The sequence below is a fragment of the Lentzea kentuckyensis genome, from assembly GCF_002150765.1.
GTDB lineage: Bacteria > Actinomycetota > Actinomycetes > Mycobacteriales > Pseudonocardiaceae > Lentzea > Lentzea kentuckyensis.
In genome coordinates, this window is sequence record NZ_MUYM01000012.1 from 230,354 (window position 1) to 251,942 (window position 21,589).

Consider the following 21,589-nt stretch of genomic DNA (forward strand, 5'->3'; position numbering starts at 1 on the left):
CGTCTCATTTGCTGGTGCCGTAACCGGCAGCCTTTGCCCCGTATTTCGGTGTCCAGACGGGTGGATCGCGGCGAAGGTTGCCGGTTACGGCACTAGACGTGCTCGGCTCCGCTATCGCCGCAGCAGCGTGCGCGCGGCCACGGTGACCCAGGCGAGCACGAGCGCGCCGTACAGGACCACGGCCACGCCGGTGAACATCGCCGACGGCACCCTCACCGCGAGCGCGCTCGTACCGGTCACCAAAGTCCCCAGCGGGAAGACGAAACCCCACCACGTCAACGCGAACGGCAACCCGCGCCGAGCGGTCCGCACCGTGACGGTCGCCGCGAGCGCCACCCACAGCAGGGCGAACCCCCACGTGATCGTGCCGTACAGGACCCCGAACGCGGCCTGGCCGGGCAGCACCGGCACCCCGGCGAGCAGGTTGGCGGCCGTGATCGACTGCCCCAGCGGCCCGAGCACGATCCACAGCGTCGGCACGGTCGACGCCGCGCCCAGGCCGTGCTGGACGAGCCGCTGCCAGATCTGCGGCACGATCACCATCGTCGCGAACAGGCTGACACCGAACAGCGCGTAGCACCCGAGCACCATGGCCTGTCTGGCCGATCCGTCGAGGTGCTGGGCCAGCAGGGCACCGGAGGCGGCGGACACCATCGGCGGCACGACGGGCATCAGCCAGCCGCCGAACGCGCGCTCGCCGCTGCCGATCATCCGCAACGGCACCAGGACCGCCGTGGCGAGCCCGAGCAGCGTGCCGGCCGTCCACAACGTCCAGTCGACCGCCAGCGCGGCGGGCAGGCCGATCCAGTCGCGGCCGAGCAGCAACGCGCCGGTGCCGACGGTCATCAACGCCATCGGTGGCGCGCCCCAGAACTGCGCCATCACCGGGTCGGCGAACTGGTCCCGCACGGTCGCCCACGTCCAGCGCTTGACGGCGGCGGCAACGAGCAACACCAGCAGCACGGCGTCCAGCGCCCACACGAACGTGGCGGGGGTGCGCAGCCCGGGCAGGGAGGCACCGGCGGTGGCGACGATCCCCGTACCCATCACGGAGGCGAACAGGTTCGGGCCGAAAGGCGCCGCTCGTCGCACCTCGGGGGCACGGTGTGGGTGAGGTGCGAGAGCGGTCACGACACGACAATCCTCGCGCCCGCCCCACCTCGGTAGGCGTCGATCACCGATGAACGCATAGGCTGTGCCTATGCCTCTGCCGTCCAGGGTCACCGACCTGACCAGCTTCGACCTGCTGCTGAGCGTGGCCGAGCTGGGCAGCATCGGCCGGGCGGCGACGGCACACGGCATGTCGCAGCCGTCGGCCAGCGAACGCCTCAGGCTGCTCGAAGCCCGCGTCGGCGTGGCGTTGCTCGAACGCACCTCGCGCGGCGCCCGGCTCACCACGGCCGGTCAACTGGTCGCCGGGTGGGCGGCCCCGGTGCTCGCGCGGGCGGTCGACCTCGACGCCGGTCTCACCAGCCTGCGGGCCGACCGGCACAGCCAGCTCAAGATCGCCGCCAGCCTCACCGTGGCCGAGTACCTGCTGCCCGCGTGGCTGATCGCGTTGCGGACGGTCAGTCCGGACACCGCGACGGTGCTGACGGCGGGCAACTCGGTGCACGTCGCCGAGCAGATCCTGGCCGAGCGGGCCGACCTGGGGTTCATCGAGTCGACCGACGTACCCGCCGGACTGGCGAGCCGCGTGGTCGCCAACGACGAACTGGTGGTCGTCGTCGCCCCCGCGCATCCCTGGGCCAGGCGCCGCCGCGTGACGGCCGCGAAAGCCGCCGCGACACCGTTGGTCAGCCGGGAACCGGGCTCGGGCACACGCCAGGCGTGGGAACACGCGCTCGGGACGGCGGGCATCACCGAGTCCGCCGGACCGTTGCTGGAGATGTCCTCGACCACGGCGATCAAGGCCGCCGCGATCGGCGGCATCGGCCCGGCGGTGCTGAGCGTGCACGCGGTGGCCGCCGACCTGGCGACCCGCACGCTGGTGCGGATCGAGGTCAGCGACCTGGACCTGCACCGCGCGTTGCGCGCCGTGTGGCCGACCGGCCGGACACCCCGAGGCCCCGCCTCCGACCTGTTGACCATCGCGACGCGTAGTCTCACGAACCGTGCCGACCGGCGGTAGCAAACAGGTTCGCGCCGCGCGCAAGCGCAAGAAGCGCATGGCCCGCGTCACCCACGACCTCACCGACGCGCAGTGGGACGCGCTGAAGACGTCCTGGTCCGGCTGCGCCTATTGCGGCAGCACAACGGGTTCGCTGCAGAAGGACTGCATCCAGGCCATCTCGCGCGGCGGCCGCTACACGCTCGGCAACGTCGTGCCCGCGTGCGGTTCGTGCAACGCCAGCAAGTGCAACGCCGAGGTCACGGGCTGGCTGCGGCGCAAGAAGCTGGACGAACGCGCGTTCCTCGTGCGGCACTACGAGATCTCGACGGCGTTGACCGCCCAGTTCGCCGAGCCTGTGTCCCAGACCTGATCGCGGTTCCGTCAGGCGGCGTTCCTCAAGGCGTTGTAGCTCTTGAAGAGCGCGTCCCACGCCTTGTTGCAGCGATCGTCGAGCTGCGCGTCGGCACTGGACCCTCCGGCGGCGAACCACGGCTCGCACGGCGCGATGTCCGTGAGCGACCTGCGGGCCTGTTCGACGGCGGACCTGCTGGTCGGCGGCAGCTTGTCCGACTGCTTCTCGACCTCGTCGAGCACACCTGTCACGTCGGGCATCAGGTTGGCGCAGTTGTCCATCTGGTCGACCGGCTCGCCGCGCAGCCGGGGGATGCAGGCGGTGAGCAGGACACCGATCGCGTCGAGCCGGGGTTGCAGCGCCGGCAGCGGCGAGACGGACGAGGTGGTCGGCGTGGGGGTGATCGTGGGCAGGGACGTGGTCCCGGTACCGCACCCGACCAGCACAAAAGCCAGCGCGATGGCGGAGTAGCGCATGGGCAGAGGGTAGCCACACAACGAGGCCGTCAGAGCCGAGGTGGCGCCGGTGGCCTCCGGGTTCACCCGATCAGGCAGGTACCTTTGGGTCCGTGGACATCAGCCTGAGCAGCGATTTCGCCGGTGCGGTTCCGGAGATGGCCGTCTCCTGGGAGGCCGCCGGAGTCCCCGAACCGGAACTGCTCGCCCTCAACGAGCCGCTCGCGAGGGAACTCGGCCTCGATCCCACCTGGCTGCGGTCTGCCGAAGGGCTGTCGTTTCTCGTGGGCAACGCGGCGCCCGGAGTGGCCCAGGCCTACGCGGGGCACCAGTTCGGCGGCTACTCCCCCAGGCTCGGCGACGGCAGGGCCCTGTTGCTCGGCGAGCTCACGGACGCCGACGGACGGCTGCGCGACCTGCACCTCAAGGGCTCCGGGCGGACTCCGTTCGCCCGCGGCGGCGACGGGCTGGCGGCGGTCGGCCCGATGCTGCGCGAGTACGTCCTCAGCGAGGCGATGTACGCCCTGGGGGTACCAACGACCCGTTCGCTGGCCGTGGTGGCCACCGGAGCCGTCGTCCAGCGCGAGGAACCGCTGGCAGGCGCCGTGCTCACGCGGGTGGCCGCGAGTCACCTGCGGGTCGGCAGCTTCCAGTACGCCCGCAACACCGGCGATCTCGACCTGCTGCGCCGCCTCGCCGACCACGCCATCGCCCGCCACTACCCCGGCAGCACCTACCTGGAACTGTTCGGACAGGTGGTGGCCGCCCAGGCGGCGTTGGTGGCGCAGTGGATGCTCGTCGGCTTCATCCACGGTGTCATGAACACCGACAACATGACGATCTCCGGCGAGACCATCGACTACGGCCCGTGCGCGTTCATGGAGGCGTACGACCCGACGACGAAGTACAGCTCCATCGACCACCGCGGCCGCTACGCCTACGGCAACCAGCCGATCATCGCCGAGTGGAACCTCGCCCGGCTCGCCGAGGCCCTGCTGCCGCTGTTCGCCGACGACGAGGACCAGGCCGTCGCCCTGGCCGTGGAGACACTCGGCACGTTCGACGAGCACTTCGAGCGGGCGTGGATCGGCGGTATGCAGGCCAAGCTCGGGGTCACGGGTGACGTGAAGCCACTCCTCAAGGACCTGCTCACGCTCATGCACGCGGACCACGTCGACTTCACGTCGTTCTTCCATCACCTCGGCAAGGCGGCGAACGGCGACACCGAGCCCGCCCGGTCGCTGTTCCTCGACCTGGCCGGGATCGACGCCTGGATCGCGCGCTGGCGGGAGCTCGGCCCGGACGCCGACGCGATGAGCAAGGTCAACCCGGTTTACGTCCCGCGCAACCACCTCGTCGAGGAGGCGCTGGCCGCCGGCGCCGACGGTGATCTCGGTCCGCTGCAACGGCTGCTCGCCGCGGTGAGGGCGCCGTACGGCGAGCGCGCGGGGATGGAATACTACGCAACCCCTGCGCCGCAAGACTTCAGCGCCACCTACCAGACCTACTGCGGGACTTGATGAAGCTGCAGCCGATCGGCCACGTCGAATCATCGCTCACCGACCGCTCCGCCGCGCCCAGGCAGGGCGACGAGGGCGCGCCGGACGCCTGGCTCGTCTTCGCGCCGGAGTACGGGCGGGCGATGGCCGAACTCGCCGCCGGGCAGGACGTTCTCGTGCTGACCTGGCTCGACCGCGCGGACCGGTCCGTGCTCGCCGTGCACCCGCGCAGCGACCCGGACCGCCCGGAGACCGGCGTGTTCTCCACCCGGTCACCGGACCGGCCGAACCCGATCGGCCTGCACCGCGCCACGATCGTCGCCGTCGACGGGGTCCGGGTGCACGTCGACGGCCTGGAAGCGCTCGACGGCACCCCGATCGTCGACGTCAAACCCGTGCTGGGCAACGAACGCTGACCTACTGCGAATCCCCTACTGCGAATCCCCTACTGCGCATTACTACTGGGGATCCCGCGGGCAACCGCCGTCGGGGCCCACCACCAGACCGTCGCCGAACGGCAGCTCCCCGCACAGCAACCGAGGCGTGGAGGTCGTGTCGGTGTTGCCCTGCAACACCAGCACGGCCTTGTTCGTCGGCAACCGCGTGCTGGCGCCGAACCCGATCGTCCCGGTGGCGCCCTGGATCGCGTTGTCCGGCCGGATGCTGCCGATCCCGGCGAGCAGCCCCTCCCGCACCCGCGCGCCAGGGTCCGTCCGCCGCACCTGCCGCACCCCCTCCGCCAGAACCTGCATGGCGTCGTAGGCCGCGGCCGACCGGCCGTCGCTCAGCGTCTGGCACGTCCTGCGGAACACGTCGAGGTAGTTCTTGTAGAACGGCACCTTCGCGCAGTCCGCCCACGCCGCCGGGCTCGCGAACGACAGGTAGTCCAGCCGCACGTTGGGGAACTGCGCCATCGTGCCCTCCAGGATGAACCGGGTGGACGAGTCGCTCGCGAGCACCGGTGGCGTGCTGCCCTGGCACTTGCTGTTCATGCCGCGCAGGAACTCCGCCAGGTACTGGGCCCGCCCGGCGTAGAACACCGCGTACCCCGGCCGGGCCTGCGCGGGACAGGCGCCCTGCCCGAGGCTGGCCGGCGCGAGGCCCTCGTCATCGGCCGCGACCCGGTAGGACTTGTACTGGCTGACCGTGATTCCCTTCTCCGCAAAGGACATCCGGGCGTCCTCGGCGAGGTTCCGGCTGTAGCGGTCCGTCGGGTCGCCGGAGTAGAAGATCGCCACGTCGGTCACCCCGAGCCGGCTCTGCGCGTAGTAGGCGGCGACCTTCGCCTCACGCACGTTGTTGGGGCCGACCTGGTAGTAGTACTCGTTGACGGTGGCCATGTCGTCGGCCGACGTCAGCGTGCCGATGACCGGCAAAGCGTTGCTGCCCAACCGCTTCACGACCGACTTGGCGGTGTCGGTGCTGATCGACAACCCGGTCACGGCCACCACGCTCCGGTCGCGGGCGGCCAGTTCGATGATCTTGTCCGCGGCGATGTCACCGGACGCCAGACCTCGCCCGCCCGGCCCCTCGCCGCCGTTGGCCAGCAGCAGGCGGATCGGCACGTCACTGGTCTTCTGCGCCACCCACACGCCGCGCAGCTCCTCGACCAGCGCGTGGAAGCTGTTGGCGGTGCTGGGAGTCAGCACGCTCAGGAACACGATCGTGATCGCGTCCGGCCGCGCCGCAGCCTTGACGTTCTCCGCCATGATCCGGCCGTAGACGTCCTGCAACGCCGGCCTGATGTCGTCCGGCACCGAGTCCGGGACGAAGTGCCGCAACGGATCCGCCGACACGCCGATGCATTCCGCGCCGACCCGTTCCAGCGGCGAGCGCACCGACGGCGACCACCACTCGTCGCACCTGGCGTAGTTGTGGAACGGCACGGCCATCAGCAGACCCGCGCACAACGTCAGCACGAGCGGCGCGGCGACGGCCCGGCGCAACCGCAGCGACGGCAACTCGGAAAGCCCGCCGATCACGCCGTGCGACACCTCGGACGCGTCGGTGTCGAGCGCCAGCACCCAGTTCTCCGACCGAGACAGGTGCCGGAGCCAGTCGTGGTACCCGGCGAGCGCGTCCGCCGCGTGCGTCGGCGGCACCTCGAGTGACTGACCGGCCGCGACCACGAGCAACGGATCGGGGCGACTCAACGGACTCGCCCGCCACGACTGTCCTCGCCGCGAACGTCCACTGTGCACAGTGCTGCGGGCACGCCCGATGGCGTCGATCAACCACTGCCCGGACGTGCCGGCCGAGACGTTGTCGATCAGCAACCACGGGTACCCGGTCCGCCGGCGGCCCGTCCCCCACACCGTCCACCGCCGATGCGAACGCCGCAGATCTTCGAGCAGCGCGCGCACGAGCAGGTCGCCGACCTCGGGCCGCTCCGCGAGCCGCTCCTTCGCGAAAGCCCGCGCCAGCCGGTAGAAGCTCTGCCGCGACGACTGCTCGCCCACCCACGTCGCCGGCCGCCACAGCAACGCCGTCAACGCCAGCCCGATCCGCGGCATCAACCCGATGAGCAGCCGGATCCACCACGGGAAGTCCTGCGCGAGGTCCTGCGCGCCGTCCGCGGTCATCCGCACCCGCCGCCGCAGGTGCTGCCGGAACTCCCGCGCGATCTCCCGTTCCTCCTCGTCGGCCTCGACCCCGGCCGGCAACGTCAGCGCGAGCAACCACCCGACCAGCGCGTAATGCGGGAACCGCAACCGCGCCACACCCCGCACCTCGCCCGCGAGCTGCCCGACCACGTCGTCGAGCAACCGCCGTTCGGACTCCCCGGAACCGTCCACGAGCGCGAACGCGACCCGACGACCCCGCGCGGTCGCGGGCCGGTTGGCCAACGCTTCGAGCGGACTCCCCACTCCCGGCGGCCGGCGCAGGAACACGATCGGCAACGGCACGTCACGAGACGGCCAGCGCGGCCGGGTGGCGAGCCGATCCAGCAGCCGCAACAAATCGAGTGCGCCGCTGAACTGCAAACCGCGCGTCCGGTCGGAACCGGGGAACCATCCCTGCGAGGTCATCCTGGACAGCGCCATCCGCCCACCCTCCCCGAACCCCACCGGCCCCAAACAGACTCAGCGGATTGTCGGACGGAATGCGCTGCGCATTAGCGGAATCAGGCGTATTCGAACACAGGCGGAATCCGGTGAGCAGGCGGAATCTGGTGAACAGGCAGGGAAGCGGGTACCCGGCGCATATGAGCCAGCCAGTACCGCCTCCCGAACCGCTGCCGAACACGCCGGGGCCGGACCAGCCGCGGCCGACCGGCCCCGACCAGCCGCAGCCACCCGGACCGGATCCGGATCCCCTGCGGCCGCCGGGGCCCGACCCCGATCCGGTCCCGCCGATGCCGGAACCCACCTGAGCAAGCCCCGAAAAACAGCCCAGAAAAATCGGGGTCGGTAGCGTTTTGGCTCCGGCCGGAAAGTGCTCAGTTCGTGAGCACTTTCAGTCCTTCACCAGCTGCCGCGCCGCCTCCACCACGGCTTCCGCGTCGATGTGGGCGGCGTGCAGCAGCTCACCGGGCTTGCCCGACACCGGCATCTCGGTCACGGCGAGCTTGCGCACCCGCGTGGGAACCGAGGCCAGCGCTTCGAGCACGGCGTCCCCGAGCCCGCCTTCCGGCCAGTGGTCCTCCACGGTGAGCACCGCGCCTGTCTCGCGAGCGCACTGCACCAGGGTTTCCGCGTCGATCGGCTTGATCGAGTAGCAGTCGATCACCCGAGCGTGCACACCCTCGCCGTCCAGGACCTCCGCCGCCTTCTCGGCCTCACCAACGGTGATCCCGCACGCGACGATCGTCAGGTCGTCGTGGTCGCTGTTGCGCAACACGCGGCTGCCACCGACGCGGATGTTCTCGTCCGGCGAGGTGCGCACCGGCGTCTTGCCGCGCAACGTCCGCAGGTACGAGACACCGGGCAGCGTGGCCATCTCGGCGACGAGCGCCGCCGCCTGGTTGGCGTCGGACGGGTGCAACACCGTGCTGCCGTGGATCGAGCGGAACATCGAGATGTCCTCGAGTGCCATCTGCGACGGCCCGTCCTCGCCGATCGACACACCAGCGTGCGAGCCGCACAGGCGAAGATCCGCTCGGGACACCGCGGCCATCCGGATGAAGTCGTGCGCACGGGTGAGGAACGCGCCGAAGGTGGACGCGAACGGCACCCAGTTGCGCACCTGCATGCCCACCGCGGCGGCGATCATCTGCTGCTCGGCGATGAACATCTCGAAGTAGCGGTCGGGATGCGCGTGCGCGAACAGCTCGGACATCGTCGAGTTCGAGACCTCGCCGTCCAGCACCACGACGTCCCCGCGCAGCCCGCCCAGCTGGGCGAGCGCGACGCCATAAGCCTGCCGGGTCGCGACCTCCTCCCCGAGCTCCCAGCGCGGCAACTCGCCTCCCTCGGTCGGGAAGCGGTGCGGCGCTCCGGGCGTGGGCGTCTTGACGGAAACGCTCAACGAACGGGCGCCGCCCAGTTCCTCGATCGCCTCCGCGGGTTCCTCCAGCGGTTTGCCGTGCTTGCCCGGCTGGTCCTCCACGGCTTTCACACCGCGTCCCTTGTGCGTCCTGGCGAAGATCACCGACGGACGGTCCGTGGTCTGCACGGCCTGGGCCAGCGCCGCGTCGATCGCGTCCAGGTCGTGGCCGTCGATCGCGATGGCCTTCCACCCGAACGCCTCCGCACGGGCCACGTACCCGTCGAGGTCCCAGCCGAGCATGGTCTCGCGGGTCTGGCCGAGCCGGTTCACGTCGACGATCGCGGTGAGGTTGTCGAGCGCGGACCAGCCGGCGTGCTGGAACGCCTCCCAGATCGAGCCCTCGGCCATCTCCGAGTCACCGCACAGCACCCACACGCGGTACGGCAGCCGGTCGAGCTGCTTCCCGGCCAGCGCCAGGCCGACGCCCACGGGCAGCCCCTGGCCGAGCGAGCCGGTCGCCACGTCGGTCGGCGGGATGCGGGGCGTCGGGTGGCCTTCCAGCCTGCTGCCGAGCGTGCGGAAGGTCAGCAGTTCCTCGTCGGTGATCGCGCCGACGGCCTTGAGCATCGCGTAGTACAGCGGGGACGCGTGGCCCTTCGAGAAGATCAGGTGGTCGTTCGCGGGGTTGTCGGTGTGGGTGTAGTCGAGCTTCAGGTAGCCGTCGAGCAGCACGGCCATCAGATCGGCCGCCGACATCGACGACGTCGGGTGGCCGGAGCCGCCCGCGTCGCTCGTGCGGATCGAGTCGACCCGCAGCTGCTGGGCCAGGTCGTGACGGAAGTCGTTGTGCGGCAAAGGTCACCTCCGAGCTGGTTGGGCGGTCAGGCGTTCGATGGCCTGCTGGTAGGAGTCGGCGAACTTCCGCACGCCCTGGCGTTCCAGCGTGTCGGTGAGGTCGCGGTAGCTGATCCGGATCTCGCCGAACCGCTCCAGCACGCCGCGCGCGGCGTCCACGCCTCGGGTGAGCGTCTCGGCGACCCGGCCGTGGTCGAGGAACGCCTCGATCGTCTTGCGCGGCATGGTGGTCACCGTCTCAGGGCCGATCAGCTCCTCGACGTAGCGCGTGTCGCGGTAGGCCGGGTTCTTCGTCGAGGTCGAGGCCCACAGGCACCACTGCGGCGACGCACCGGCGCGCGCCAGCTCCTCCCAGCCCTTGCCGGAGAAGATCTCCACGTACTGCTGGTAGGCGAGCTTCGCGTTGGCGATCGCCAGCTTTCCCTTGAGCACCTCGTGACCGTGCATCGCGTCCAGGCGTGCGTCGGCCTCGGTGTCCACTCTGGACACGAAGAACGATGCCACCGACGCGACCTTGCGCAGGTCGCCGCCGCTGGAACGCAACCGGTGCAGTCCTCGGACGTAGGCCTCGGCGGCCGCGCGATGGCGGTCGAGCGAGAACAGCAGCGTGACGTTGACCGGGATGCCGTTCGCGATCGACTCCTCGATGGCCGGCAGGCCCTCCACGGTGCCCGGGATCTTCACGAACAGGTTCGGCCGGTCGATCATCTCGTGCAGCCGGCGGGCCTCGGCGATGGTGGCCTGCGTGTCGTGCGCGAGGTTCGGGTCGACCTCCATCGACACCCAGCCGTCCTGCGGTGACGTGCCCTTGCCGGCGAGCAGGTCGCAGGCGTTGCGGACGTCGTCGGCGGCGAGTGCGAGGAAGACCTCCTTCGGGTCCTGCCCGTCCAGGTCTCGTTTCTGGGCGTCGTAGGCGTCGCCGGCGCTCATGGCGTCCGCGAGGATCGTCGGGTTCGACGTCACCCCGAGCACGCCGGCCTCGACCAGCGCGGCCAGGTCACCCCCGCGCAACAGGTCTCTGGAGAGCTGGTCCATCCACGGGCTCTGGCCCCGTTCGGCCAGGCCGTGGAGAGCGGTGCGCATGGCGGTTCTCCCCTCGTTTCGGGTCCTTTCGCCGAGTACCCATGAGCGGCTCACCGACACACCGCACCGCGCGGGTTTGGGCGGCGAACGCACTGGGTACGGCCCCCGCGACAGCCCCACCGGCACTGGAGCGCACCATGCTCAGTCGAGAGGAACGACAGCGGCTCGTCGACATCGAGCGGCGGTTGCGGGCAGCCGAACCGGACCTCGCCCGATCCCTGAGCGAGGGGCCACGGCGCACCCTCCGCCAGCGGGCGATCGCCCTGCTCGCCACCCTGGCCTTCCGGAAGCCGCCTCCCGCGTAACCGGCCAATCTCTGGCCAACTCACGGACACTCCTGTTCGGACGGCGACCACGAGCGACACGATCAGTGCGTGGTCCTCGACACGATGCGCCGCCCCTCGGTGCTGCGCGACACCCAGTTCCTCCGTCTCTGGACGGCGACCACCGCGTCGGGCATCGCGACGTGGTCGCTGCCGTTCGTGCTGGGCCTGGCGGTGCTGTCCCGCTCGCTGACCGCCGTCGAACTGGGCGTCCTGCTCGCCGCGCGCACCATCGGTTTTCTCGCCGCGGTCCCGGTCAGCGGGGTGCTGGCCGACCGCTACCTCCGCCGCCAGGTCGTCCTGTGGTCGGGCCTGACCGCTGCCGCCGCCGCGCCGGTGCTCGCCGCTTTCGTGGGCAACTCCCTGTTGCCGGCCGCGGTCGCGGCGGTCGCGATGGGTGCTGGCCAGGGCGCGTGCCGTCCCGCGTTCTCGGCGCTGACCGCCGAAGTGGTCGAGCCGGGCGCGCGCCAGGAGGCCAACGCGGCGATGGTCATGTCGATCCGGGTGACGACGCTGGCCGCGCCGGGGCTGACCGCGTTGATCGCGCTCTTCGTGAACACGGAGGGGTTGCTGCTGGGGATCGGCGCGCTGTGGCTGGTGGCGGCGCTGGTGTCGCCGGCCGGTTCCGGCACTGTGGCGGGGTCTTCCGGCGCGGGTTTCGTGGCCGAGTTCCTGGAGGGCCTGCGCGAGGCACGCAGGCATCCGTGGTTCCTGGCCGGCCTGGGAGCACTCTCGGCGGTGATCGCCACCGGCTACTCGGCGACCAGCGTGGTGCTCCCCCTGATCAGCCGCGACCGCTACGGCAGCGAAGCCGTGCTCGCGGGCGCGCTGACCGCCTTCACGGCGGGCGCGCTGGCCGGCGCGGTGCTGATGGCCCGCTGGCGGCCGCGGGCCGCCGGGTGGACCGGGCTCTGCGGCCTCGCGCTGTACGGGTTCGCGCCGCTGTGCCTGCTGCTGCCGGTGCACCCGTTCGTCGTGATCGCCGTGTACGCGATCGCCGGGCTCGGCTTCGACCTGTTCAACGTGCCGTGGTTCACCGCGACGCAGCGCGAGGTCGAGCCGCGGAAACTCGCCCGAGTGTCCTCTTTGGACTTCCTGCTGTCCTACGGCCTGGCACCGATCGGACTGGCGTTGATCGCGCCGGCCCTCTCGACGTACGGAGCGGGCGCGGTGCTGATCGCCTGTTCGGTGATCTGCTTCGCCGCGCCCGCGCTGGCCGCACTGGTGCCGTCGTCCCGTGACTTCGGGACGCCGGAAAAGGTTTAGGAGCCGGCCTTCTGCAGCTCGTTCTTCAACTGCTTCTTGCTCATGCTCGCCGCGTTCGTCACCCCGAGGTTGCGCGCCTGGGTGAGGAGTTCCTCGCGGGTGGCCTGACCGGGCAGCTCGCCGAGGTGCTCGGCCCGGCTGCTCGCGAACCGCTCACCGAGCTGGTAGCGGCGTTCCGCGCTGAGCCGCTTGCGCATACCGGGAAGGACCGTCTTCTCCTCTTCTTCCACGTGGTGGGAGACGGCGTCGACGACCTTCTTCAGCGCCTGCACGTACTGCGGCGTGTCCCAGTCGCAGTCCAGCAACTTCGCGAGCAGCCGCTCGGCCTCGGCGTGTTCCTCCTGGCTGTGCTCGACCTCGTCGGTCTCGCCCGCCTCCTTGACGGCGACCGGGTAGACCTCGGCCTCCTCCGCGCGGCTGTGCGCCACGAGCAGGCCGCACAGCACCGGGGTGAGCAGCGGCCGTTTCTCCGGGTGGTTCTCGAGCTCGTCGAACAGGCGCTCCACCTCGCGGTGGTCCTGCATGATCAGGTCGACGACGTCGTACTGCACGGCGGTCCTCCTACTGCTGGTTCCTGGGATAACGAGTGCTGATGGGCGCGACCCCGCGCCGTCCGATCCGGGCGAGCGCCACGCCGAACCCTGCGATGACCGCCACGGCGACCACGACGCCGACGACGATCGACCACGTGAGGCTGGCGTTCAGCAGGCCAGCGGCGGCACCGGCGATGGCGCCCGCGACGAGTCCGTTGACCAGGTTGACCAGACCGGCGACGCCGAGTGCGGTGCCGATCAGGCGCGGCCGCCGCGCCTTGCGCCAGCCGGTCTGGCCGCCGTCCGCCTCGACACCGGCCGTGTCGTCGTGGACCTGCCGCACGAACGCGTCCCGAGTGGACGGTTCGAGGTCGCCGTAGATGTGCCGGATCCGGTTGATCCCCAGCCCTGCCTGCACGTCCTCGATGGTCAGCTCCACCGTGCGGAACAGGGTGGCGAGACCGATCGCGAACAGGCCGGTGAAGATCACCAGCATCAGCGTCAGCAACACCTTCAGCGGCACCACCTGCGCCACGAACCCGAGTGCGATCATCGACGCGGAGATCGTGGTGAGCAGGTGGCCCGCCCGGCTGGCCGCGTCGGTGATCGTCGCGGTGCGGATCATCTGCAGCGTGTAGTGCTCGGTGGTGAGGATCGTCAGCGCCGAGGGCTTGTCCACGTCAGCGTCCGAGCGCGTTGGCCAGTTCCTTCTTGGTCATCGTGGAGCGGCCCTTGATGTTCTTCTTCTTGGCCTCGTTGTAGAGCTGCTCCTTCGTCGGACCCTTCGGCCTGTTCGTGCCCGACCGCTGCCCGCCGCGCTTCTGCGGCGACATGTCGTTCGTGGACGATCGGCTGGCGGTCTTGGACTCACCTGCCTGGGCGCGGTTCTTGTTCACCGTGCGCGCGGCGATCTCCTTCGCGCGCTTGGGCGAGGCGCCGCGGTCCTGGGCGGAGTCCTTGATGTGTTCGTACTGGCGTTCACGTTTGGCGTTCGATCCCGCTGGCATCACGACCTCCTGGTTCGAGCTGTCCCGCGAATACCCCCGGTCGGGGTGGTTCACACACCGGTGACCGGGTAGCCGTCGGTATGGCGATCTCATCTCGATTCGACACCGCCCGAGTACTGGCGACCGTGCTGCTGCCCACGCTGGCCAAGGGCGTCATCGCCCGCAGACCAGGGGTGATGGCGCTCGCCGGGAAGCTCCAGTCCGACGGCACCGCGATCGACACCATGCGGCACCTGCGCGACAGTTACGGCCCGGAGCCGGTCCGCCTGCGCATCACCGGCCGCAGTGTCGCGATCCTGGTGGACCCCACCGATGTCGGCAGGTTGCTCCGCGAGTCACCCGAGCCGTTCGCCCTGGCCACCAAGGAGAAAAAGGCCGCTCTCAAGCACTTCCAGCCGCACGGCGTGCTCATCTCCGAAGGCGCGGACCGGGAACGCAGGCGTGAGCAGAACGAACGCGCGTTGCGGCCGGAGAACCTGAACGTCGAGCCGATCGTGCGCGACGAGGCCGACCTGCTCCTGCGGCACGTGATGAGCACCGGCGAGCTGACCTGGGACGCGTTCAACCAGGCGTGGTGGCGGATCGTGCGCCGGATCGTCCTCGGCGACACCGCGCGCAACGACCACCAGCTCACCGACGACCTCAAGGCGTTGCGGCAGAACGCGAACTGGGCGTTCCTCCATCCACCGCGGAACGATCTGCGCGAACGCTTCCAGCACCGGCTGAACGAGTACAACCCCGCGTTCCCCGACCAGGTGCCGCACTGGCTGTTCGCGTTCGACGCGGCCGGCATCGTCACGATGCGCGCGCTGGCCATCGGCGGCCGCGGCGCTCACGGGATCCTGGAGTCGGCCCGGTTGTGGCCGACGACGCCGATCATCCTGCGGGAGAGCACGAAACCGACCCGCTGGCACGGCACCTGGCTGCCCACCGGCACCGAGTTCGTGGTGTTCACGCCGTTCTTCCACCGCGATGCCGACCGGCTGCCGTTCGCCGACCGGTACGCGCCGGAGTACTGGGACGGGCCGCGCGACCCCGCGATCGTGCCGTTCAGCGCGGGACCCGGCGAATGCCCTGGGCGCGACCTCGTGCTGGCCACCGCCGGCGCGATGCTGGACGCGCTGAGCGAGCACCTCTCGTTCCCCGTGCTCGCCGAGCCGCTGCCCAAGACGCTGAACCACTTCGGTCTCCGCCTGCAGGCGACCCCGACGGGTACTCGCGTGTCCTGACCAACTGATCGCCGACGAGAACAGGAGGCAGCCCCGATGCGTGCCGTGGTGCTCAACTGCACCCTCAAGAAGTCCCCAGACCAGTCCAACACCGACCTGCTCGCCCAGGTGGTGATCGACGAGCTGATCAAGAAGGAGGTCGAGGTGGCCACGTTCCGGCTCGCCGACCACGACATTCCGCCCGGCGTCACGACCGACCTGGGGCCCGGCGACGACTGGCCGCGGATCCACGCCGCGCTGCTGGAATCCGAGATCCTGATCTTCGCGACCCCGACGTGGGTCGGCCACCCGTCCTCGCTCGCGCAACGGGCGTTGGAGCGGATGGACGCGATGATCTCCGAGACCGACGACGCGGACCGGCCGGTGGCCTACAACCGGGTCGCGGGCGTGGTGGTGACCGGCAACGAGGACGGCGCGCACCACGTGATCAGCGAGATCGCGGGCGGGCTCGGCGACATCGGCTACACGATCCCCGGCCAGGCCTGGACGTACTGGAACCGCGGTCCGGGGCCTGGCCCCAGCTACGCCGACACCGGCGAGGGTCACGAGTGGTCGGAGAACACCGGCCGCACCATGGCCGCCAACCTGCACGCGGTCGCCCTGGCCCTGGCCGAGCGCCCGATCCCGGCCTGAGCGAGCGCGACCAGCGCACCGATGACCAGGCCGCCCAGCACGTCCGACGGCCAGTGCACACGGGTCCGCAGACGGCTGTAGGCGACCAGAAGGACCAACGGCGTCACGAACACAGCCGTCGCTGGATCCCCCAACGCGGTGGCGGTGCCGAACGCGGCGGCCGTCACCGCGTGCTTGGAGGGGAACGACGACGAGTCGGGGTGCTCCGGCAACGCCTGCCGCGCGGGCAGGTTCGCGGCCTGCGGCCTGCGGCGGTGCACCACCAGGCTCACGAGATGGCCGATCGGCATCGCGACGGCCGCGGCGAGCAGCCCCTGCTTCGCCGCCTTGCCCTTGCCTGCCAACGCGAGCAGGCCCGCGACCGGCACCCACAGTGCGCCACCCCTGGCGGTGACGCTCGCCGCGATCACGACCCGGGAGGGCCGATCGGCGGGGAGTTCGGACTCCAGCTCTTCGTCTTCCGTCATGGCCAAGAAGGTTCCTCGCGGTGGGCGACCACAAACTCCCGGATCTCGCGGTCCACTTCGGACGGTTCACAACACCGGGCTGGCCGGGACCTCCTCACCGTGCCCGATTCCCCGTACCAGGGCTCGAAGTGCCTCCAGCGCGTCGAACGCCGGTTCCCAGCCGAGTTCGGTCCGCGCTCGTGTCGCGTCCAGCAGCGGTGCCGCCAGCGCCAGATCGACCCACCCCGGCGGAGTCGGCTGCAGCCTCAGCCTCCAGGACACGTTCGCGACCTGACGCAACAGCCACGCCGGGATCGGCACGTGCCGGCCGCCGAGGACGTCCGCGAGAACACCAGGGGTGACGACAGGCTCGGCCACGAGGTTCACCGGTCCGTGCGGCCGCTTCCGCAGAATACGAACCAACGCGTCGGCGACGTCGTTCGCGTGAACGAACTGCAGAACGAGGTTCCGCGGCAGCGGCAAGATCGGAATCCGGTGCCGGAACAGGGCTTTCGGCACCAGGCCGCCGAGAAAGTAGTCGCGGATCTCGGAGCCGGCGTCGGACTGCAGGATCAGCCCCGGCCGGGGCCGGGAGATCAGCATCCGCGCCTCGAACTGGTTCAGCATGTGCTCCACAGCGGCCTTGTGCCTGCTGTAGAACGACGACGACACACCCCTGACCGGCCACGACTCGTCCACCCGGTGATCCTTGCGGGTCGGCGAGTACGCGCCGACCGAGGACAGGTGGACCAGGTGCGGCACCTCCGCCTCGGCCGCGGCACTGAACACGCGCGACGATCCGGCGACGTTCGTCCGGTACAGCTCGCGTTCGTCGTGAGAGGGCTGGATGAGCCAGGCGAGGTGGACCACCGCGTCGGCGTTCTCGAACGCCACCCCCAGCGGTTCTTCCGCGCCGGCCTGGCCGATGTCGATCGGCGTCCAGTCGACGCCCTGATACGGCGGCCCGGCCGCGGGCGGGCGGCGGGAGATGCCGTGCGCCTGGATGTCGGGCTCGTCGGCGAGTCTGCGGAGCAGTGCCGTGCCGACGTTGCCGGTCGCGCCGGTGATCACGACCTTCATGATCGTGCTCGCGCGGTCTCGCGGTCGTTCGCCATCCCGATGGCGCCCATGAGCTCGTCCTTGGTCAGTTCCCGCCGTCCGGGCATGGCTCCTCCAGGGGTTTCGACCTGCGGTGACGGGTACCCGCCTGCCATGACCGCCATGCACGCCATCGACGTCCACAGCCCGCGCGACTCCCAGCTGATCGGCTGGCTCCCGACCGCGACCCCGTCCGACGTCGAAGACGCCCTGTCGGCCGCCCGTTCGGCTCAGCCGGAGTGGGCGGCCACGGCGGCGTCGGAGCGCGGCGCCGCTGTCCGGGCCGCCGCGTTTTCGTTGCGAGAACGGGCAGGCGACCTCGCGACCGTGGTCGAGACCGAGACGGGCCGGCCGTTCGGGTCGGCTCGTGAGGGCGTGCTGGCGGCCGCGGCGACGCTCGAGCAGTACGCCGAACTGGGTCCGGTCCATCGTGGACGGTCGCTGCTCGGCTCCGCGGTCGACTTCATGGTTCCCGAACCGCGCGGCGTCGTCGTGGCGCTGACTCCGTGGAACGACCCGATCGCGGTGGCGTGCGGCCTGCTCGGTGCGGCTCTGGTGACCGGTAACTCCGTGGTGCACAAGCCGAGCGAACGTTGCCCGCACACGGGCCTGCTGCTGGCGACGCTTCTCCAGCCGCACTTTCCGTCCGGGGTGCTGAAGACATTGGTGGGCGACGGAGAGGTGGGTGCCGCGTTGGTGAGTTCTCCCGGCGTCGACGTCGTCGCACATGTCGGCAGCACCGCCACCGGACGAGCGATCGCGCGCACCTCCACCGCGAAACTGTTGCTGGAGAACGGAGGCAACGACCCGCTGCTGATCGACGACGACGTGGACCCGATCTGGGCGGCGGGGCAGGCGGCGCTGGGAGCCTTCACCAACGCGGGACAGTTGTCCAACTCGGTCGAGCGGATCTACGCGCACAAGACGATCGCACCGGCGTTCCTGGAGGCCCTGTGCGCCGAGGCTCGTTCGTGGAACAGCGACCCACAGCCGTTGGTCGACACACGCCACCGTTCGTTCGTGCACGGCCAGGTGTCCGAGGCGGTCACCGCGGGCGCGTGGGCGTTGGTCGGCGGAGAGATCCTGGAAGGCCGAGGCGCCTACTACCCGGCGACGGTGCTGGCGGAGTGCTCCGGAGCGATGCGGATCATGTGCGAGGAGACCTTCGGCCCGGTCGCGCCCGTGCAGCTGGTGTCGTCGTTCGACGAGGGCCTGGCCGAGGCCTGCTCCGGTGCCTACGGCCTGGCCGCGACCGTGCTGACCAGCTCGATGGAACACGCGCAGCGCGCCTGGCGGGCACTGCCCGTCGGCACGGTGAAGGTCAACGCCGTGTTCGGCGGAGCGCCCGGCGGTGCCGCCCAGCCGCGCGGGGCCTCGGGTTCCGGTTTCGTTTACGGGCCTGAACTGCTCGACGAGATGACCACGACCAAGATGGTCCACCTCGGCGTGCCCAACGGCCGGTCCTGATCAGCCGGAAGCCCAAGAAATCGGGCAAACTGCTCAAATTTGCACTGAGTTTCATTTCAAGAACGCCGGGTATTGCTTTTTGGTGGATCGCATCTCCGACGTATGGGGACCACGCACTCCGCACGGGCGTGACACGAACTGGCCGGTCCGGGTCGACCAGCAGCTCGCGGACGGCCTGGAGGAGTCCGATGTGGACCGTTGGGTCCAGTCGGCGTGCGTCCTGTGCAGCAACGGGTGCGGCTGCGACATCGCGGTCAAGGACGGCAGGATCGTCGGTGTTCGCGGACGTGCGGCAGACCTCGTCAACCGCGGCAGACTTGGCCCGAAAGGGCTTTACGGCTCGTGGCAGGCGCATGGCGTCGATCGCCTCACCAAGCCGTTGATCCGCCGGGACGGTGTGCTGGTCGAAACCGACTGGGACACGGCGATGAGCGAGGTCGTCCACCGCTCCCAGGAACTCCTCGCCGGGCTCGGACCGCTCTCGCACGGCTTCTACACCAGCGGGCAGCTGTTCCTGGAGGAGTACTACACGCTCGGCGTGATCGGCAAAGCCGGCATCGGCACGCCGCACATGGACGGCAACACCCGGCTGTGCACGGCGACCGCCGCGGCGTCGTTGAAGGAGACGTTCGGCTCGGACGGCCAGCCCGCCTGCCACGCCGACATCGACGTGTGCGACGCGTTGTTCCTGTTCGGGCACAACATGGCCGCCACGCAGACCGTGATGTGGGCGCGAGTGCTGGACCGAATCGCGGGCCCGGACCGGCCGCGCACCGTCGTCGTCGATCCGCGACGCACACCGACCGCCGAGGCCGCCGACGTGCACCTGGCACCGTTGCCCGGCACGAACCAGGCGCTGCTGAACGGCCTGGTGCGCGCGGTGATCCAGTACGGCTGGCTCGACCACGACTACATCGCTCAGCACACGCTCGGGTTCGACGAGCTCAAGGCGACCGTCGACCCGTACACGCCCGAGCACGTCGCCGAGATCTGCCGCGTCTCCACCGCCGACCTCCTGCGGGCCGCCGAGATCTTCGGCACCTCCGAGCGGGTGCTCTCGACCGTGCTGCAGGGCTTCTACCAGTCACACCAGGCGACCGCGGCGTCCTGCCAGGTCAACAACCTGCACCTGGTGCGCGGCCTGATCGGCAAGCCCGGCAGCGGCGTGCTGCAGATGAACGGCCAGCCGACCGCGCAGAACACCCGCGAGACCGGCGCCGACGGAGACCTGCCCGGTTTCCGCAACTGGGACAACCCCGAGCACGTCGAGCAGCTCGCGCGGCTGTGGAACGTCGACCCGCTGACCATCCCGCACTGGGCGCCACCGACCCACGCGATGCAGATCTGGCGGTACGCCGAGCAGGGTTCGATCAAGTTCCTGTGGATCTCCGCCACCAACCCGGCGGTGTCGTTGCCGGAGCTGTCACGCATCAGGGACATCCTGCGCAAGGAAGACCTGTTCGTGGTGGCGCAGGACGCGTTCCGCACCGAGACGACCGAGCTGGCCGACGTGGTGCTGCCCGCCGCGCTGTGGGGCGAGAAGCAGGGCACGTTCACGAACCTCTCCCGCGTCGTGCACCTGTCCGAGCAGGCCGTCGAACCGCCCGGCGAGGCCCGCAGCGACCTCGACATCTTCCTCGACTACGCGTACCGCATGGGGTTCCGCGACCGCGACGGCGATCCGTTGATCAAGTGGAAGGACGCCGAGGGCGCGTTCGACGCGTGGCGTGAGTGCAGCCGTGGCCGTCCGTGCGACTACAGCGACCTCTCCTACGAGAAGTTGCGTGGTGGCAGCGGAATCCCATGGGGCGGCAAGGAACGGCTCTACGCCGATGGTGTCTTCCCCACCGCCGCGGACTACTGCGAGGACTACGGCCACGACCTGCTCACCGGTGCGTCGACCACGCCGACCGACTACCGGGCCCAACGGCCGGACGGGCGCGCGTTCCTCAAGGCCGCCGAGTACACGCCGGCGTCCGAGCAGCCGAGCGACGAGTACCCGTTCCTCTGCACGACCGGACGCTCGGTCTACCACTTCCACACCCGCACCAAGACCGCCCGCGCTGCCGAACTGCAGAACGCCGCGCCCGATCCGTGGGTCGAGATCTCGCCAGCGGACGCGGCTGAACTCGGTGTCGCGGAAGGAGATGTGGTGCGGGTCGAGTCCGAACGCGGTGGCGTCGAGGTGCCGGTCCGCATTGGACGGTGCAGGGACGGCGTGGTGTTCCTGCCGTTCCACTACGGCTTCCAGGCCGCCAACGAGGTGACCCGCACCGAGTGGGACCCGGTGTCGAAGCAGCCGCTGTTCAAGATCAGCGCCGTGCGGATCAGGAGGGTCTGATGCACCTCGCGACCTATCTGGGACTCCTGCACCAGTCGCTGCGGACGCTGGCCGGCGCGTTCCGCGAGGTCGCCGACGGCCACGGCGACGAACCGGACGTCGAGCGCACCTGCCAGGTGCTGGCGCAGTGCATCGACAGCGAGGTCGAGAAGCTCGGCCCGATCGTCGAAAGGTACGGCGAGCACCGCGAGCCCGAACCGGAACGCCTGCACGCCGCCGAGTTCGAGCAGACCCGCACCGGCGGCGTCGGCCTGCTGCGCGACCTGCAGGACCTGTACGCCCTGGCGTCGTTCACCGACATCACCTGGACCGTCGTCGGCCAGGCCGCGCAAGGCCTGCGCGACAAGGAACTCATGGACGTCGTGAGCTCGTGCGAACAGGACACCGCGCGCCAGCTCGCGTGGTTGAAGACGCGGATCAAGCAGAGCGCACCGCAAGCGCTCATCGCGGCGAGGGGCTGA

The 21,589-nt window shown here is 70.2% G+C and carries 22 protein-coding genes; 12 read left to right on the top strand and 10 right to left on the bottom strand.

What is annotated here, in order from left to right; translation table 11 throughout:
* Window positions 1-111: 111 nt before the first annotated feature.
* Window positions 112-1,092 (bottom strand): TDT family transporter, encoded by a 981-nt coding sequence (locus tag B0F77_RS07510; RefSeq protein WP_245847873.1) that lies wholly within the window; start codon window positions 1,090-1,092, stop codon window positions 112-114.
* Between the two features lie 109 nt (window positions 1,093-1,201).
* On the opposite strand from B0F77_RS07510, the gene B0F77_RS07515 reads away from it, so the two are divergent.
* Both B0F77_RS07515 and B0F77_RS07520 read left to right on the top strand, forming a co-directional pair.
* On the top strand, window positions 1,202-2,131 hold the full coding sequence (locus B0F77_RS07515; RefSeq protein WP_086662039.1) for a LysR family transcriptional regulator: 930 nt from the start codon (window positions 1,202-1,204) through the stop codon (window positions 2,129-2,131).
* Window positions 2,115-2,483, top strand: coding sequence for an HNH endonuclease (locus B0F77_RS07520; protein ID WP_211293703.1), 369 nt, complete (start codon window positions 2,115-2,117; stop codon window positions 2,481-2,483). The genes B0F77_RS07515 and B0F77_RS07520 overlap by 17 nt, the downstream gene beginning before the upstream one ends.
* Window positions 2,484-2,494: 11 nt before the next feature.
* Here the strand turns inward: B0F77_RS07520 and B0F77_RS07525 are convergent, their stop codons facing one another.
* A complete protein-coding gene (locus B0F77_RS07525; RefSeq protein ID WP_143466611.1) occupies window positions 2,495-2,941 on the bottom strand; it encodes a hypothetical protein in 447 nt (148 codons plus the stop codon).
* Between the two features lie 92 nt (window positions 2,942-3,033).
* Between B0F77_RS07525 and B0F77_RS07530 the strand changes: the two genes are divergently transcribed.
* Together B0F77_RS07530 and tsaA are read left to right on the top strand one after the other, a co-directional pair.
* Window positions 3,034-4,440, top strand: a complete 1,407-nt coding sequence (locus B0F77_RS07530) for a protein adenylyltransferase SelO (protein WP_245847874.1) — start codon at window positions 3,034-3,036, stop codon at window positions 4,438-4,440.
* Entirely contained in the window at window positions 4,440-4,835 is a 396-nt protein-coding gene (gene tsaA / locus B0F77_RS07535) for a tRNA (N6-threonylcarbamoyladenosine(37)-N6)-methyltransferase TrmO (protein ID WP_086662041.1), read from the top strand. Before B0F77_RS07530 ends, tsaA begins: the two co-directional genes overlap by 1 nt.
* A 42-nt stretch (window positions 4,836-4,877) precedes the next feature.
* On the opposite strand, the gene B0F77_RS07540 is transcribed toward tsaA, so the two are convergent.
* Window positions 4,878-7,463 carry an ABC transporter substrate-binding protein gene (locus B0F77_RS07540; RefSeq protein ID WP_086662042.1) on the bottom strand — a complete coding sequence of 862 codons (2,586 nt, stop codon included), beginning with the start codon at window positions 7,461-7,463 and terminating at the stop codon, window positions 4,878-4,880.
* 161 nt (window positions 7,464-7,624) lie between these two features.
* Between B0F77_RS07540 and B0F77_RS48645 the strand changes: the two genes are divergently transcribed.
* A complete protein-coding gene (locus B0F77_RS48645; protein WP_169730895.1) occupies window positions 7,625-7,792 on the top strand; it encodes a hypothetical protein in 168 nt (55 codons plus the stop codon).
* A gap of 83 nt (window positions 7,793-7,875) precedes the next feature.
* On the opposite strand, the gene B0F77_RS07545 is transcribed toward B0F77_RS48645, so the two are convergent.
* Window positions 7,876-9,702, bottom strand: coding sequence for a transketolase (locus tag B0F77_RS07545; RefSeq protein ID WP_086662043.1), 1,827 nt, complete (start codon window positions 9,700-9,702; stop codon window positions 7,876-7,878).
* Between the two features lie 3 nt (window positions 9,703-9,705).
* On the bottom strand, window positions 9,706-10,785 hold the full coding sequence (gene tal / locus B0F77_RS07550) for a transaldolase (RefSeq protein ID WP_086662044.1): 1,080 nt from the start codon (window positions 10,783-10,785) through the stop codon (window positions 9,706-9,708).
* A 137-nt stretch (window positions 10,786-10,922) separates the two neighbouring features.
* On the opposite strand from tal, the gene B0F77_RS47760 reads away from it, so the two are divergent.
* The gene (locus B0F77_RS47760) at window positions 10,923-11,090 is read left to right on the top strand and encodes a DUF3040 domain-containing protein (RefSeq protein ID WP_158102631.1); all 168 of its coding nucleotides are present in this window, start codon (window positions 10,923-10,925) and stop codon (window positions 11,088-11,090) included.
* An 84-nt stretch (window positions 11,091-11,174) separates the two neighbouring features.
* The gene (locus B0F77_RS07560) at window positions 11,175-12,374 is read left to right on the top strand and encodes an MFS transporter (RefSeq protein WP_086662116.1); all 1,200 of its coding nucleotides are present in this window, start codon (window positions 11,175-11,177) and stop codon (window positions 12,372-12,374) included.
* Here the strand turns inward: B0F77_RS07560 and B0F77_RS07565 are convergent.
* From B0F77_RS07565 to B0F77_RS07575, 3 genes are read right to left on the bottom strand one after another with little or no spacing between them, the layout of a single operon-like run.
* Window positions 12,371-12,925 (bottom strand): hemerythrin domain-containing protein, encoded by a 555-nt coding sequence (locus B0F77_RS07565; RefSeq protein ID WP_086662046.1) that lies wholly within the window; start codon window positions 12,923-12,925, stop codon window positions 12,371-12,373. The two genes, B0F77_RS07560 and B0F77_RS07565, sit on opposite strands and share 4 nt — an antisense overlap.
* 10 nt (window positions 12,926-12,935) lie before the next feature.
* Window positions 12,936-13,586, bottom strand: a complete 651-nt coding sequence (locus tag B0F77_RS07570; RefSeq protein ID WP_086662047.1) for a hypothetical protein — start codon at window positions 13,584-13,586, stop codon at window positions 12,936-12,938.
* A 1-nt stretch (window position 13,587) separates the two neighbouring features.
* On the bottom strand, window positions 13,588-13,914 hold the full coding sequence (locus tag B0F77_RS07575) for a plasmid stabilization protein (protein WP_086662117.1): 327 nt from the start codon (window positions 13,912-13,914) through the stop codon (window positions 13,588-13,590).
* 80 nt (window positions 13,915-13,994) lie between these two features.
* On the opposite strand from B0F77_RS07575, the gene B0F77_RS07580 reads away from it, so the two are divergent.
* Window positions 13,995-15,143: a cytochrome P450 gene (locus B0F77_RS07580; protein ID WP_086662048.1), complete on the top strand. Its 1,149-nt coding sequence runs from the start codon at window positions 13,995-13,997 to the stop codon at window positions 15,141-15,143.
* A gap of 36 nt (window positions 15,144-15,179) precedes the next feature.
* The gene (locus B0F77_RS07585; RefSeq protein WP_086662049.1) at window positions 15,180-15,776 is read left to right on the top strand and encodes a flavodoxin family protein; all 597 of its coding nucleotides are present in this window, start codon (window positions 15,180-15,182) and stop codon (window positions 15,774-15,776) included.
* Here B0F77_RS07585 and B0F77_RS07590 read toward each other — a convergent pair.
* Together B0F77_RS07590 and B0F77_RS07595 are read right to left on the bottom strand one after the other, a co-directional pair.
* Window positions 15,686-16,243 (bottom strand): phosphatase PAP2 family protein, encoded by a 558-nt coding sequence (locus B0F77_RS07590; protein ID WP_086662050.1) that lies wholly within the window; start codon window positions 16,241-16,243, stop codon window positions 15,686-15,688. The genes B0F77_RS07585 and B0F77_RS07590 overlap by 91 nt on opposite strands.
* 66 nt (window positions 16,244-16,309) lie before the next feature.
* Window positions 16,310-17,302: an NAD-dependent epimerase/dehydratase family protein gene (locus B0F77_RS07595; RefSeq protein WP_086662051.1), complete on the bottom strand. Its 993-nt coding sequence runs from the start codon at window positions 17,300-17,302 to the stop codon at window positions 16,310-16,312.
* Between the two features lie 132 nt (window positions 17,303-17,434).
* On the opposite strand from B0F77_RS07595, the gene B0F77_RS07600 reads away from it, so the two are divergent.
* The 3 genes from B0F77_RS07600 to B0F77_RS07610 all read left to right on the top strand — a co-directional run bounded on the left by B0F77_RS07600 (window position 17,435) and on the right by B0F77_RS07610 (window position 21,589).
* On the top strand, window positions 17,435-18,787 hold the full coding sequence (locus B0F77_RS07600; RefSeq protein WP_086662052.1) for an aldehyde dehydrogenase family protein: 1,353 nt from the start codon (window positions 17,435-17,437) through the stop codon (window positions 18,785-18,787).
* Between the two features lie 79 nt (window positions 18,788-18,866).
* A complete protein-coding gene (locus B0F77_RS07605; RefSeq protein WP_086662053.1) occupies window positions 18,867-21,128 on the top strand; it encodes a molybdopterin oxidoreductase family protein in 2,262 nt (753 codons plus the stop codon).
* Window positions 21,128-21,589 carry a hypothetical protein gene (locus B0F77_RS07610; RefSeq protein WP_086662054.1) on the top strand — a complete coding sequence of 154 codons (462 nt, stop codon included), beginning with the start codon at window positions 21,128-21,130 and terminating at the stop codon, window positions 21,587-21,589. Before B0F77_RS07605 ends, B0F77_RS07610 begins: the two co-directional genes overlap by 1 nt.

Bases quoted from the DNA above. Each gene is read 5' to 3' on its own strand.
- B0F77_RS07580 (WP_086662048.1), top strand. From the start codon at position 13,995: ATGGCGATCTCATCTCGATTCGACACCGCCCGAGTACTGGCGACCGTG.
- B0F77_RS48645 (WP_169730895.1), top strand. From the start codon at position 7,625: ATGAGCCAGCCAGTACCGCCTCCCGAACCGCTGCCGAACACGCCGGGG.
- B0F77_RS47760 (WP_158102631.1), top strand. From the start codon at position 10,923: ATGCTCAGTCGAGAGGAACGACAGCGGCTCGTCGACATCGAGCGGCGG.
- tal (WP_086662044.1), bottom strand. From the start codon at position 10,785: ATGCGCACCGCTCTCCACGGCCTGGCCGAACGGGGCCAGAGCCCGTGG.
- tsaA (WP_086662041.1), top strand. From the start codon at position 4,440: ATGAAGCTGCAGCCGATCGGCCACGTCGAATCATCGCTCACCGACCGC.
- B0F77_RS07610 (WP_086662054.1), top strand. From the start codon at position 21,128: ATGCACCTCGCGACCTATCTGGGACTCCTGCACCAGTCGCTGCGGACG.
- B0F77_RS07600 (WP_086662052.1), top strand. From the start codon at position 17,435: ATGACCGCCATGCACGCCATCGACGTCCACAGCCCGCGCGACTCCCAG.
- B0F77_RS07575 (WP_086662117.1), bottom strand. From the start codon at position 13,914: ATGCCAGCGGGATCGAACGCCAAACGTGAACGCCAGTACGAACACATC.
- B0F77_RS07540 (WP_086662042.1), bottom strand. From the start codon at position 7,463: ATGGCGCTGTCCAGGATGACCTCGCAGGGATGGTTCCCCGGTTCCGAC.
- B0F77_RS07590 (WP_086662050.1), bottom strand. From the start codon at position 16,243: ATGACGGAAGACGAAGAGCTGGAGTCCGAACTCCCCGCCGATCGGCCC.
- B0F77_RS07560 (WP_086662116.1), top strand. From the start codon at position 11,175: ATGCGCCGCCCCTCGGTGCTGCGCGACACCCAGTTCCTCCGTCTCTGG.
- B0F77_RS07585 (WP_086662049.1), top strand. From the start codon at position 15,180: ATGCGTGCCGTGGTGCTCAACTGCACCCTCAAGAAGTCCCCAGACCAG.
- B0F77_RS07595 (WP_086662051.1), bottom strand. From the start codon at position 17,302: ATGAAGGTCGTGATCACCGGCGCGACCGGCAACGTCGGCACGGCACTG.
- B0F77_RS07515 (WP_086662039.1), top strand. From the start codon at position 1,202: ATGCCTCTGCCGTCCAGGGTCACCGACCTGACCAGCTTCGACCTGCTG.
- B0F77_RS07525 (WP_143466611.1), bottom strand. From the start codon at position 2,941: ATGCGCTACTCCGCCATCGCGCTGGCTTTTGTGCTGGTCGGGTGCGGT.